The organism is Priestia sp. ABM2_011 (assembly GCF_056158845.1).
In genome coordinates this window covers 2146897-2160130 of sequence record NZ_JBSWUB010000001.1, presented here as the reverse complement: position 1 = coordinate 2160130, position 13234 = coordinate 2146897, and the positions used below count along the sequence as shown (strand labels likewise).

The 13234-nt window shown below is 37.7% G+C and carries 14 protein-coding genes and 1 pseudogene; 5 read left to right on the top strand and 10 right to left on the bottom strand.

Translation table 11 applies throughout. The features are described 5' to 3' along the window. Positions 1 to 313: 313 nt before the first annotated feature. Positions 314 to 1036, top strand: coding sequence for a DUF421 domain-containing protein (locus ACXAE4_RS11665; protein WP_223546162.1), 723 nt, complete (start codon positions 314 to 316; stop codon positions 1034 to 1036). A 77-nt stretch (positions 1037 to 1113) separates the two neighbouring features. Here the strand turns inward: ACXAE4_RS11665 and ACXAE4_RS11660 are convergent, their stop codons facing one another. Beyond that, positions 1114 to 2601 (bottom strand): hypothetical protein, encoded by a 1488-nt coding sequence (locus ACXAE4_RS11660; protein ID WP_154990284.1) that lies wholly within the window; start codon positions 2599 to 2601, stop codon positions 1114 to 1116. A 535-nt stretch (positions 2602 to 3136) separates the two neighbouring features. Between ACXAE4_RS11660 and ACXAE4_RS11655 the strand changes: the two genes are divergently transcribed. From ACXAE4_RS11655 to ACXAE4_RS11645, 3 genes are all read left to right on the top strand, one after another. Continuing rightward, complete coding sequence (locus tag ACXAE4_RS11655; protein ID WP_098112345.1) at positions 3137 to 3751, top strand: NAD(P)-dependent oxidoreductase; 615 nt, start codon at positions 3137 to 3139, stop codon at positions 3749 to 3751. Positions 3752 to 3773: 22 nt separating this feature from the next. Further along, positions 3774 to 4022, top strand: coding sequence for a hypothetical protein (locus tag ACXAE4_RS11650; protein ID WP_014459293.1), 249 nt, complete (start codon positions 3774 to 3776; stop codon positions 4020 to 4022). A gap of 275 nt (positions 4023 to 4297) precedes the next feature. After that, a complete protein-coding gene (locus ACXAE4_RS11645) occupies positions 4298 to 5377 on the top strand; it encodes a PrsW family intramembrane metalloprotease (RefSeq protein WP_154973754.1) in 1080 nt (359 codons plus the stop codon). Positions 5378 to 5845: 468 nt separating this feature from the next. Here the strand turns inward: ACXAE4_RS11645 and ACXAE4_RS11640 are convergent, their stop codons facing one another. The 7 genes and pseudogenes from ACXAE4_RS11640 to ACXAE4_RS11610 all read right to left on the bottom strand — a co-directional run bounded on the left by ACXAE4_RS11640 (position 5846) and on the right by ACXAE4_RS11610 (position 11551). Next, positions 5846 to 5986, bottom strand: coding sequence for a hypothetical protein (locus ACXAE4_RS11640; protein ID WP_014459290.1), 141 nt, complete (start codon positions 5984 to 5986; stop codon positions 5846 to 5848). 262 nt (positions 5987 to 6248) lie between these two features. Next, positions 6249 to 6515 (bottom strand): annotated as a pseudogene (locus tag ACXAE4_RS11635) (manganese catalase family protein); the annotation flags it as partial. A gap of 43 nt (positions 6516 to 6558) precedes the next feature. Then, positions 6559 to 7515, bottom strand: a complete 957-nt coding sequence (locus ACXAE4_RS11630) for a siderophore ABC transporter substrate-binding protein (protein WP_028414464.1) — start codon at positions 7513 to 7515, stop codon at positions 6559 to 6561. Positions 7516 to 7538: 23 nt separating this feature from the next. After that, positions 7539 to 8297: an iron ABC transporter ATP-binding protein gene (locus ACXAE4_RS11625; RefSeq protein ID WP_028414465.1), complete on the bottom strand. Its 759-nt coding sequence runs from the start codon at positions 8295 to 8297 to the stop codon at positions 7539 to 7541. After that, positions 8291 to 9238: an iron chelate uptake ABC transporter family permease subunit gene (locus tag ACXAE4_RS11620; protein ID WP_034267834.1), complete on the bottom strand. Its 948-nt coding sequence runs from the start codon at positions 9236 to 9238 to the stop codon at positions 8291 to 8293. The genes ACXAE4_RS11625 and ACXAE4_RS11620 overlap by 7 nt, the downstream gene beginning before the upstream one ends. Further along, the gene (locus ACXAE4_RS11615) at positions 9231 to 10181 is read right to left on the bottom strand and encodes an ABC transporter permease (RefSeq protein ID WP_028414467.1); all 951 of its coding nucleotides are present in this window, start codon (positions 10179 to 10181) and stop codon (positions 9231 to 9233) included. Before ACXAE4_RS11615 ends, ACXAE4_RS11620 begins: the two co-directional genes overlap by 8 nt. 563 nt (positions 10182 to 10744) lie before the next feature. Continuing rightward, complete coding sequence (locus ACXAE4_RS11610; protein WP_013057892.1) at positions 10745 to 11551, bottom strand: cell wall hydrolase; 807 nt, start codon at positions 11549 to 11551, stop codon at positions 10745 to 10747. A gap of 362 nt (positions 11552 to 11913) precedes the next feature. Between ACXAE4_RS11610 and ACXAE4_RS11605 the strand changes: the two genes are divergently transcribed. Next, positions 11914 to 12168, top strand: a complete 255-nt coding sequence (locus ACXAE4_RS11605) for a hypothetical protein (protein WP_013057893.1) — start codon at positions 11914 to 11916, stop codon at positions 12166 to 12168. An 81-nt stretch (positions 12169 to 12249) separates the two neighbouring features. Here the strand turns inward: ACXAE4_RS11605 and ACXAE4_RS11600 are convergent, their stop codons facing one another. Together ACXAE4_RS11600 and ACXAE4_RS11595 are read right to left on the bottom strand one after the other, a co-directional pair. Further along, a complete protein-coding gene (locus tag ACXAE4_RS11600; RefSeq protein ID WP_013057894.1) occupies positions 12250 to 12414 on the bottom strand; it encodes a hypothetical protein in 165 nt (54 codons plus the stop codon). Positions 12415 to 12904: 490 nt separating this feature from the next. Next, a complete protein-coding gene (locus tag ACXAE4_RS11595; RefSeq protein WP_014459286.1) occupies positions 12905 to 13090 on the bottom strand; it encodes a hypothetical protein in 186 nt (61 codons plus the stop codon). Between the last annotated feature and the right edge of the window lie 144 nt (positions 13091 to 13234).

The window sequence follows — 13234 nt, the reverse complement described above, 5'->3', positions numbered from 1 at the left end:
TTGTGTGACAATCCACACATTGTGTATTACTCTATTCCTGCTCTTACAATAAGTCAAGACGAACACTTCGAACTATCCTTACCGAACAAAAATAAGCACCTTTATTGTAACAAATCCTCCAAAAAATTTCAAAGGAATTTGCACATTCTTTTTGTTCGCTTCTATCCCTTACCTACAGCCTTTCTACCCCCTTTTAAGCAGCCGAATGTGAACGAATTATCCGCACTTCTTCTTGATGTTTCTTCTGGTATAACGATCCTTTAAATGGATAACGCTATAGAGATAGATACTCTTTCTATTTATGAGAAAGCAGGTGACATCACAAGCGATGGAAGACATTCTTTTGTCCCTTCTTAGAACCTTTGTTTCTTTTATTATCTTAAGCATTACAACTTTCCTGATTGGAAAACAAATTAACACGCATAATAATCATTTTACATTTGCAATGTCCATCATTATTGGATCGTTCATCGCAAATATGGGATTTGATTTAAAATTAAAATTTCTGCCGATGTTCGCTTCTTTTGCTTTTCTTGTGGCCATTCATTTTCTTTTAGCATCAACAGCTCTAAAAAGCAGGCGCTTACGAAAATGGATTACAGGCCGCCCGACGGTTATTATGGAAAAAGGAAAGCTTCTTGAAGCAAATATGAAAAAAGTCAAATATTCTATTGACGACTTGAATCAGCATTTACGAGAACTAGGAACGTTCAACATTGCTGAAGTAGAATTTGCTGTTTTAGAAGTAAGCGGAAAACTGTCAGTATTAAAAAAAGCGGCTTATCAAAACATTGCCAAACAGGACGTTTTGTCTAAGCCGTTTAAAGAAATGAATTTACCGGTAGAACTCATCATGGACGGAGAAATTATTCATAAAAATTTAACATCTCAATATACCGAACAATGGATCAACCTTGAGCTTTCAAATCGCCAGCTTCAGTTGAACCAAGTGCTGTATGCAGTTGTGTCAACAAACGGCATGCTCTATGTAGATGAGTATAAAGATCAGCTGTCCGCTCCTACAGACAGAGAATAAGGTTGAGACATAACTAAACGAGTTTGATTCTCCATAAAGAATCAAACTCGTTCGGATAAAATACGTTTGTCCCAGTTTTACTGTGCCATTTCTTCAACTGTTCCTTCTTTTAAGCCATAATAGTTCCGCTCAAATCGCTTTATTTCTTGATCATAGCGGCGTACTTTTGCATCGGCTAGCTGGCGGCTTTGTTTTGTTTCTTCAAGCAGCTCGACCTGCTGATTAATTTGAAAAATAGTCGTCGTCAACTCGTCTTGATAATCATAAATTTCATTTTGAATATCCACGCATACGGGCAAACGATTTGCTAAAATAAAGTCCGTCATTTGCATAAGCACTTTTTTACGCTCTACTTCTTTCACTTTGCTTTTGACAGCTCGTTCTGCAGAACGGAACGTCAGCCTTACTTTAGAGAAGAAGTCACCTTTAATCGAAAGCTTACGCTGCAGTTCTTCTACATCTTGTTTTAATGATTCATGCTCTTCAATCATTTTTTGAAGCACAAGCCCTCCGTTTAATGATGTGAGCTCCATTTCATCAAGCTGATGGCGAATAGCTGTTTTGAGCGTTTCAATTTGTTTCACCGTCTTTTTCTCCGTTGCGCGGAGCTGCTTAACATACTGCTCTGTTTTATAAATAAAGCTGTCCAACCGTTCACGGTCAAACAGTGACTGCTCTTTCTTTTTTACATAATCTTGATACGCTGTGTGTACAGATGACCATTTAATCAGCAGAGACTGATAATTCAACAGCTCATCCTGATGCTCAAGCTTGTACGTCCACATCAGCTGAACAACTACTAATAACAGCGGTAAAAAAGTTCCAGCTTCTTTGCGTTTTGCAATAATTTCATGACTTTCAAAGCTCGCCATTAAAAACAGCGGCGCATTCATACTAAATAGCAGTGCTGGCGGGTAATTAACGGGAATAAAAATACTCATTACGGTTGCCATAAGGCCTGAAATAGCAGGGTATGCGTGCGGAGGAAGCTGTTTGTATAGCTCGATTGTCCCTTTTTTTTGCAGCAGTTTCACAAGCGATTTCTGCTGATAGTCTCCTAATGCATCAATCATTCTTTCTTGATACATGGGGTTTAGCTGTTCAATCCAATTCATCAACTGCTGCTGAAACACAACTTGCTGACGATTTGTAGCAATCATGTACTGCGAATCAATTAGATGAAAGAACAGTCGGATTTGATGGCGCATTACGTCTTCTAGCGTATGACAGCGTGCAATTGAAAACAGCTCATTGTATTTAGATACAAGCAAATTTCCAATGTTATCACTTAACTCGTACAGTTCGCCATTTGTCGTAGCATGAGAAACGGGAAGTTCAAAAAACTTCGCCATTTCAAGCAAAATATGCAGATGCATGTCTACTTCAGGCTGTTTTTCAAGCAATTTCATTTCTTCTACCAATGATGCTTGAAAATCCGTATGCTCCGTTTGCTGATACTGTGCTGACATTTCCGTATAAATGCGGTGGTCACATAACACATAAGCAGCTCTTAGGATATCGCCTTTAGACGTAAGCAACCCATACAATAACTGTTGTCCGTTCATCTTCACACCGTCCTTCATTAAATTTTCTTACTATAGCTTTCTATCATTTTATACTTTTTCTATAAATTCGATGCAATAGTTCAAATTTCCTGTTATCTTTCTTCTTGCTTTCTTAATACGAAGAGTGCCGTCCAACATGACATCAGTGCAGGCGGGATTATCCAAGTCATATATCGCCACTCACCCGTCACAAGCGCCATAATGAGAAAGATGAGCGGAAAACCTATTAGTACTATGATAACACGTGCTCGGCTTACCGTTTTTTTCATAGTGCATCGCCCCTTCTGTTCGTCCCTTATTCCTATAATACCCTTTCGCTTCTATAGCATTAAACACCTTTATAAACCGTTCGTACATTTCCTCGTTTTCTAGACAGTCTATGACATAAGTTTTAAAAAAGAACAGAGGATACCTCTTACTTTGATGAATCTCGTAAGCAGCTTTTATGTTTTGACAAGCTAAATCGAGAAAAATGTGTTATGGTAAAAGAAAATTTCGTTTTTACTACCTACATTGAAACGAAAGGGTTGATCGTATGAACATTTTTTTGATTGGCGCAAGTGGCAGGACCGGACAGGAATTAATAAAGCAAGCGATTAAAAACGGACATTATGTAAAAGCATTTGTGCGAAATCCATCTAAGCTTAAGATAACGCATGCGAACGTACACATCATACAAGGGGACGTGCTTGATTATTATGAAGTTTGTCAGGCCATGCGGGGGTGTGATGCAGTAATCTCTTGTCTTGGAACCGAAAATCTAGGGCATTCTACCCTTTTAGTAGAAACGACAAATCTGCTGGTTCAATGTATGAACGAAAACGGAATTCAGCGTATCGCCTACACGGCTTCAGCGGGAATCGACGGAGAAATTCCTGGGATGACGGGCTGGCTTGCTCAGCGTATTTTAAAAAATGTACTTCGCGATCATCACGAAGCCGTGAAGCTCTTGAAGGTAAGCGGACTCGACTGGACCGTTGCTCGGCCAATGGGTTTAACAAGCGGTCCATTAACCACGTATTATCGTATAGGAGAGGCTAGCATACCAGAAAACGGACGCAATATCAGCCGTTCTGACGTCGCTCATTTTCTCCTTCAAGCCGTAGAAAACAACAGGCACATAAAAAAATCACTAAGTCTTTCGTATTAAGTGTTCTAAAGGAGTGTTGATAGTGAACCTATCAAAAATTTTTCTAAAAATAAGTCTTGTACTTTTAATGGCATGCGTCTTTATTGAAGGTAATTTTCAGCTGGCGCTTGGCATCTTTGCTGCTGTTTGCATGCTTGTCATTATTTTTGCCAAGCCTCTTGCAAAATCGCTGCTTCCTGCTAATAAAAAAACAGGAAAAAAAGACCGCGAAACGTTAATGATGATTATTGGTGTGATCGTTTTTATTTCAGGAAGCTTTTTTATTGCGTAGTACTGTAAAGAAAACAGACTTAAATCCACATTTTCAATCATATAAAGGGCTGTGCTGTAAGTCGAATGTTCGACTTATGACACAGCCCTTTTTTAGTTTTAATAAGGTCTCTTTTTACAATAGCTTCTGTTCTTTTATATACATACCATTCCATTATTTAAGCAAATTACCTACCAAACCCTCTTATGCTTTTTTCATCAGCTCACATAATATATGTAGAAGATGTCAGAAGACAAGCGTCAAACGATTTATATCTAGAAAAAGGAGGAAGATAAATGAAATGCCCCCATTGTGCTTATTCTAATTCGGAAGGGGTAAAATTCTGCTTAAATTGCGGCCATGAAATCGTGGACCACAACGAAAACTACAGCATATTCTACTTGTTTGCCCATCGTGTTGATAAAATTCCGAGAAATGAACGTTCCGTTGAACCTAAGTTTCGAAATATATTTTCTCGAGTCTTCCGACAGCACAGTGAAATGGAAGCTGAACGGCTTTTTATTGTAGGAACAGGGCTTACGACTCCTAAAATAGAAGAAGTTGTAAATACATGGCCAAAACCTTGGCTTTTTGCAAGGGTCTTTCTTATTGCGCTTGTCGCATACTTAGGCCTATATTTAGGCGTAAGTTTGTTCGAAAACATCAACTTCATACCAGGTCTTATTGTAGTCGGTGCTTTTGCAGTTCCATTTACTACTCTCATTTTCTTTTGGGAAATGAACGCTCCCCAGAATATTGCTATTTACAAAATTGTTTATGTCGTTTTTATTGGCGGAATCCTTTCACTTTTATTAGCACTTGTGTTTTACGATATTCTTGGAAATAACACAAACGTGATTGTAATTGGAATATGTGAGGAACTCGCTAAAGTTATCGCTGTTATTTATTTTGTGCGCAATCTTAAATATAGATATATCCTTAACGGCCTTCTTTTAGGAGCTGCAATAGGAGCTGGTTTTGCTGCTTTTGAAACCGCTGGCTATGCTCTACGGGCACTTCTTTCCGGCAGCTTTCACATGCTTTATTCCACAATACTCTGGCGCAGTATTTTCGCTCCTGGGGGGCATGTGGCTTGGGCTGCCTTGACAGGAGCTGCCATATGCATCGTACAAGAAGATAAGAAATTTCAGTGGAACATGCTGGTAAAACTGAAATTTCTCGGTGTATTTTTGCTTGTCGTTTTTATGCACGCTCTTTGGGACTCACCTATACTAGGTGTTGTCCCAGCAGGACATACGATTTTGACGGTTGTCTTATGGATTTTAGTATTCAGTATGATCCGTATTGGTCTAAAAGAAATCGCGGATAAAAAGTTGGAGTTGACCTACTCTAAAGAAAATCCTACACCCTCTTAGGAGATGTTCAGCTTGCGTTAAGCTGCTCGTTTTAACTTTTTATTACCTTTATGTTTCATTTTGAAAATTGGTGTTACAAATTGTAAAAAACAGCATTCAAATTACCTGTACATGATATGATAACCTCAATAACATGAAAGGGTGACTTGGTGAATGAACCTCACTGAAATTAAGCATATGATAACAAATTTAGTAAATTATAAAGATAGTGACATTACTCATACTCTTGCTAATAGGTTTACACTGAGTTATTCAGAACAATTAAACAGTTTTCAAATCTGCGACATTGAGAACGATATCATTTATCGTTATGAAGAACTGGAAACAGCTGCGTTAGCTTTGTTTAATATGATCCATAATCTTCCTAAGACCATTAATAGACATATTAATTCGTTTGAGCAAGTTTAAAACAGACAAAAAAGTTCATTTATTAACTAACATGAGCTTTTTTGTCTGTGTCTATCTATTTTAGTTATTTATAACCTTTTTCAAAAGCAGAATATCCTTTTGAATGGCCCGTCTAATTTCTTCAACTTTACAACGTTTATATTCTTGTACTAAGCGATAGAGCTCTCTTTTAAATAAAAATTCATCTTGTTGACTACTCATAGCAGCATGCCCCTTATTAGCTTTCTATTACAAGCGATTAAAGAAAGTATTCCCTTTTCTTCTTGTAAAAAACAATTAAATTAACAAATAGATGTAGAACAAACATTTCATCCGGAGCTTATGCAAACGACGAGGTGTTCTTACCTTTAGAGGAATGACATCATTTAGCTGAGAAAATATAAAAAAACATTGACTACTAGCTCTCAGTCAATGTTTTTTTATTTACTTTAGCTCTAATTCATTAAAGCTAATTGGCATACTTTTATGCATTCATGTCTCCTGAACCTGGAGCGTGCTCATTTGGCATTTCAGATAAGTGAGGAACGGGAAAAGCTTCCGGTGGAGGCGTTACGCTCAAGTCTCCGCCATTTCTGCTTGGCGTCTGCCCTTGGAATATTTCTTCCATTCTGTGCGGATCTGACCTAAAATCAAATTGCGTGTTATGATAGCCCATCTCGACAAATTTTCTTCATTCAGGGTATTTATTAATATCATAATTTGGTACAGGGAAAAGCTTGCCCCAGTCCATGCACAAAAAAAGGAGCTGGTTAAAACCAGCTCCTTTTTCTCTATTATTTCTCTATCCCTGCTTTGATTTCTTTAATCATGCCTGCCATTGACTCAAGGCCTCCTCCAGATAAATACCAAAGACCTGGATCAAGATACACAACGTGATTGTTTTTCACTGCATTGACTTCTTTTACATACTCATTTTCAACAATTTGTTTAGCAGATGATTTTTCACCAATTGCTGCGCCGCGGTCAACCACGAATAAGTAGTCCGGGTTTTGCTTAACTAAATATTCATATGCAATGCTTTGACCGTGCTTAGCCGATGGATCTAGGCTGTCGTCTGCTGCTTTGATACCAAATACATCATGAATTAATCCGTATTTAGACCCTGGACCAAATGCTGTCATTTTGCTGTCATTTGCCATCATTACAAGCGCTTTTTTATCTAGTTTGTCCGCTTGTTTTTTCAAATCTGCAATTTGCTTATCAATTGCTGCTAGATCTTTTTTCGCTTGATCTTCTTTATCAAAAATTTGTCCTAGTACTTTTGTGTTTTCTTTAAATGACTTCATATAGTGCTGGTTGTCCGTATCGATATAGATCGTCGGCGCAATTTTTGAAAATTCATCAAATGAATCTGCTTGGCGGCCTTGAATAATAATTAAGTCTGGCTTTAGTTCTGCAATCTTTTCGAAATCAGGTTCTTTTAAGCCACCTACATTCGCATACTTATCATCTTGATACTTTGATAAATACTCAGGAATCGCTTGTTTTGGCAAGCCCGCTACTTCAACGCCTAGTTTATCTAGCGTATCAAGTGCACCCATGCTGAATACTACAACTTTTTTAGGATTTTTCTCAATTTTAATTCCGTCTTTATTGAACTGATCGGTTACCGTTACCGTTTCTTTTTGCTTACTTTCTCCACCTGTTGTTTCTTTTGCTCCTTGATTACCGCAAGCGGCCACAACAATCGCCGTTAAGACTGCTACAAACATTACTAACACTTTTTTCACTTTTGTCACCTCATGAATAAATTTTATGAAAAATAAACGCAAATACGCTGTCCGCCAACCGTTTCGATTGGAATATCCATATCGTATATATCCTTTAATACAGATGTTTGAATGATGGTTTCTGTTGGGCCTTCACGGATCACTTCACCGTTTTTAAGCGCCACGATGTAATCCGAATAGACAGACGCAAAATTAATATCGTGAATGACAATCACAATGGTTTTGCCTAAGTCTTCTACGAGACGTTTCAACAGCTTCATAATTTCAACAGAATGCTTCATATCTAAGTTATTGAGCGGTTCATCTAAGAAGATATACTCCGTGTCCTGTGCGATGACCATAGCGATAAAAGCTCGCTGACACTGTCCTCCGCTCAGTTCATCTAAGTATTTATCTTGAATACTTTCAAGCTTCATATAACTCAGCGCCTGATCAACCGCTTGTTCATCGCTTTTTGTTAACCGGCCTTTTGAATAAGGAAACCGGCCAAAATTTACGAGTTCACGTACGCTAAGTCTGATATTCAGCTGATTGGACTGTTTTAAAATGCTCATTTTTTTGGCTAAATCCGAGCTGTCAATATTCTCTATATTTTTTCCTTCTATTGATATTGATCCTGAGTCGGCTTTAATAAGACGGCTCATAATGGAAAGCAGCGTACTTTTCCCCGCTCCGTTTGGGCCGATAAATGATGTGATTTTCCCTTTTGGAATCACCACAGATGTTTTTTCTAAAACGGTTTTTTCTCCGTATTTTTTACTGACATTTGTTACTTCTACCATGATCTATTCTCCTTTAGCAGCAAATAAATAAAGTAAATTCCGCCGGCAAAGTCAATGATGACGCTCAGCGTGGTGCTGAAGGTGAACACTTTTTCAACAATAAATTCTCCTCCGACGAGGGCTATAACACTAAGCAGCAGTGATCCCATCATTAGATAGGTGTGCTTGTAAGTTTTGAACAGTTCTCTCGCAAGGTTCACAACAAGCAGTCCAAGAAAGGTAATCGGCCCAACTAAAGCTGTGGCCACTGAGACAAAAATGGCGATCACAATCAGCATTTTTTTGACAAGCCTGTCATAATCAATACCTAAATTTACCGCATGTTCTCTTCCTAACGACAGAACATCAAAAATGGAGGTAAAACGCCATACGTAAATGCCAAGCAGGATAAAAATAACCGCTGCTATGTATAGCAAATCAGTATTGACATTGTTAAAGCTTGCAAATGATTTATCTTGTACAATTTGAAATTCATTCGGATCAATCAGCATTTCCATAAATGAAGACATGCTTTTAAATAACGTGCCGAACACAATTCCAACCAGTAAAATAAAGAAAATATTCTTACCGGCTTTTTTGAACATCAGTATGTAAAGCAAGACCGAAAAGATAATCATCAGCGAAACGCAAAGAAGAAAGTTAAGATTTTTGTTCATGATGACAATATTCGTCGAGCCAAAGATGTACACAATAAACGTTTGCAGAAATAAATACAGTGAATCCAGTCCTAGAATACTAGGAGTTAGAATTCGATTATTGGTAATCGTTTGAAAGATAACGGATGAAAACGCAATTGCTCCTCCGGTTAAAACAATCGCAGCGACTTTTTCAATTCTTCGCGGCAGCGTGTACTGCCAGTAGCCTAAATCATAGCTGATAAACAGCGCAGCCGACAAAATAGCCAGCGCGGCCAGAATAATAATTTTATATTTGTTATGCATAACGACCTCTCCTTATCAGCATAAAAAGAAAGATCGCACTTCCTATTACACCGACCATTAACCCAATAGAAACTTCATAAGGGAAAATAATGACTCTGCCTAAAATATCGCACGCAAGTACGAATACAGCTCCAAGCACCGCTGTATGAGGCAGGCTTTTTCGCAAATGATCTCCACGGTAAATCGATACGATATTGGGGATGATTAATCCTAAAAAAGGCAGCATGCCAACGGTCAAAATCGTAATCGACGTAATAAGCGAAACAATGACTAATCCAATGTTTACGATTTGTTTGTATTTCACGCCTAAATTGATTGAAAAGCTTTCTCCCATACCAGCAACCGTGAACTTATCTGCGTAAAGATAAGCAATTATTAAGAGCGGTATACTCAGGTATAAAAGTTCATATCGCCCTTTGACTACTAGCGAAAAGTCGCCTTGCAGCCATGAAGAAAGGTTTTGAATCAAATCGTATTTGTAAGCGATGAAGGTAGCTAGGGAACTTACGATACTGCCGAGCATTAAACCAACTAGTGGAATATAAATCGTATCGTTAAATTTAATTCTGTCTAGTATTCTCATAAACAATAGATTGCCCGCAAGTGAGAAAATGAAAGCAATGCTCATTTTTAATAGAGGACTTGCTGAAGCAAATACTAGTAGAGAAATCAACACACCAAGTCTTGCCCAGTCCATCGTTCCTGCAGTTGTTGGAGAGACAAACTTATTTCGCGTAATTTGCTGCATAATTAACCCGCAAATACTAAGGCTCATTCCCGCCATAATAATACTCAAAAGCCTAGGAAAACGACTAAAAAACAGCGTTTGGCTTTCTTCTTTTGTTAAATGAAACAGATCCATCGCTGACAGGTCTTGTACTCCTACAAAAAGAGACGAAACCGCTAGTACAGCAAACACAAGAATTAACTGATAAAACTTCAACTTTCCTTGCTCCTTTCTTTCATCTAGAAGTCTAGTTATCTCCTCCTCTATATCATATGTAAATGATTATCATTATCAATTGACTACCCCTATAATACCATTATTCTCTAAATAATCAATGGTTTTCTTAAAATTAAAGCAAAAAAATGCCTTAACAGATGGATCTGTTAAGGCATTTTAAGGTTCAATTAAACTTAAAAAGAGCTATTTCTCTCTTCATACATAAGAGATTAAAACATACCTAACTCGCCCTCATTTAAAGACGAATAATAGGAATAAATGATCTGGACTGCTTGTTTCACCGCTGTTGATTTCCGTGCAAGGCTTCGCGCTCCGTGAGGTCTCATCCCTTACGCTTTTTTCGCAGGAGTCTTCGCCTCTAACCACCAGCTAGAAATAACTACATACATGAAATCTACGTTCACCATAACAACAAAAAATCCGAACCATTAATAATTATTAATGGTTCGGATTTAACTTTAAGCAAAATACTTTTGTCGCAGCCTCTTTGTATCGCAATTACATATATATGAAATATATGTTTATATTTGAAAGAAATCTACTTATTTTGCAAATACATGGTTTCCGATAACTGCCGTTACTTGCTGCGTTGCAACCCATTGACTTTCAGCGATTTTCGGATTATAGAAAAACAGCGCATCGTTTTCATGCGGGTTTGATAATGCTTCACTTACCGCTCGTTTTGATTCTTCTGATGCAGGCTGATTAATTGCTCCGTTTGCTACTGGTGAAAATTGATAGACGCCGTTTCCTAGCTGCTGATAAATAACGTCGTGAATGTTATTTGGGAATTCCGGTGAAGCTACACGGTTTAATACCACAATTGCTACCGCTACTTTTCCTTGGTACGGCTCACCTTTTGCTTCTGCCTCTACTAATCTAGCTAGTAAATCTTGATCTTGTGCAGAAACCGATGTAGACGGAGCAGTTTGTGCCGGCGCCGGTGCTTCTCCTTGAAGTTTTAATGTTTGTCCGATGGTAATGATATCACTTTGTAAACCGTTAACAGCTTTTAACTGATCCACAGTCATGCCGTTTTGTGTTGCAATATGATATAACGTTTCGCCTTGTGCTACTGTATGTACAGATGTTGCCGGACTAGCGGCAGGTTGTGCTTGTCCCTGGTCAGGAATCGTTAATGTTTCTCCAACGTAAATCATGTCGTTTTGGCGGTTATTAGCACCTTTCAGCTCATCTACCGTAACCCCATTTTGTTGGCCAAGCCCCCACAAGGTATCTCCTTTTACGACTTTGTGCGAAGCTGCTGCTGATGCTGTTCCTTGACTTGCTAGAAATGCTACAGACGCTGCAGAAGCAACTGCCCATTTTTTTACACGTTTTTTACTCACAAAAACTACCTCCTAAAATTTGAACCTGTTATTACCTTAGCACATAGATTCGCCTTTTCATTAAAAAAAACAGTAACATTTGTTCTAATTGGATTAAGTTTCTTACAGTGCCATTCATTATGTTACAACTTTTACATGCCCCTTAAAGAATATGTAGAAATATGACGATTTCATTGCGAAACGAGCTTTTTATCTGTTTACTTACATTCCTCTTTCTGTAAAAAACTTGATTTAATTATGATTAATCGCAGAGATAAAAAGGAAAACAGCAGTCAAATAGAGAAATAGTGTAACTATTGAGGAATGATTCAGCGCTTCTTTGTCAATTTACGTTTGTTTATTAATAAAGGAGGTCTATTTGGATGTGTGCAAATAAAATGTATGTGACGTATAATACGGAAAAACCGGCTATTACAATTCAAGGAGCTTTTTATCATACGGGAGGAACGCAGGAAGAGTTTTTGCGGGAATTCAAGTACTGGCTTGAATCTCACGGCTGGTCATTTATGGGCGTAACAAATGAAACAACGATGACAACGGCGAACAAAGAGTTAAAAGAAACGATGGAACAGCATAAAATAGAAGGCAAAAAAGTTCAAAGACTAGAAGATTTATAACGATTGCTTCTATGACCCTTCACACATGTCCAAACGCCAATACGTAAAAAAGCCTTTAGATGAGCTAAAGGCTTTTTTACATTAACGAGAAAGTGCGACCACCTTCTGATTTTCTACTCTCTCTTCAACAGGCTTTCTCATTTCTTTTTCCGTCCATACGCCAATGCGTTTTTGTCTTTTCCCAAGAGGCTGTTTTTCACATGCATAGCAAATTTCTGAAATATCATCAAAATGAGCTAACGACATCTTTATCCCTCCTTTTCTAAATATACACAGGCAAGTTAGTATGCTTTTTCCCTTATTTTCCAACGCTAAACTGCTTCATGTTGGATTTAAACAATTTATAAACAAATGGAATAAATAACTTCTACTTCATTATCATTTAGATTGTTTTATTTACATATAGGGGGGTAAACAAAAACTATCCCACCTCACACCCTGAAGTTTGAAACTGTCACGTAAGAAAGCTGCTTTATATAAAGCAGCTTTTTTATGTTTTTACTTTTCCTAGCTCCATACCTGATAAAATTTATATAACATCTAAAAAAGCATTCTCACAATTAAAATTGCTGCTTGATGTGCAGATCCTGTAAGTGCTCAGCAAGCTTATTTTCAAAAGATTCCAGTTAAACAAAAAACACCTGTAGCATTTAAAAAAAGATAAATACTACAGGTGTTTGTGCATGAGTCATAATAACAGGCAGCGCTAACTCACATCTCTTTTACAAACATCGCGCTATGTTTTTGATACATCCCCGGTATTTGTTATAAAGCAAGTATGACAAATATCTTCAATGCCTGTACAACTGGTGATGATGTCTTTCTTTCCTTCTTTTTTAATAGAAGAAAGTTCTAGATTTACGAGCCGATCCGTCACAGGGCAATAGGCAACCCAACGTTTATTTTCTAGTCGTTCATCCATCCCATACCTTCACCTTCTTAGACTTTAAAGTAAAGATACGTGTAAGTACTGCTTCATAATTCATTTCATATCGGAGAACTATTTACTATACCCTTTCCTTAAACATCCAAAACATGATTTTCAAGGAAATCATTTATATAAAAA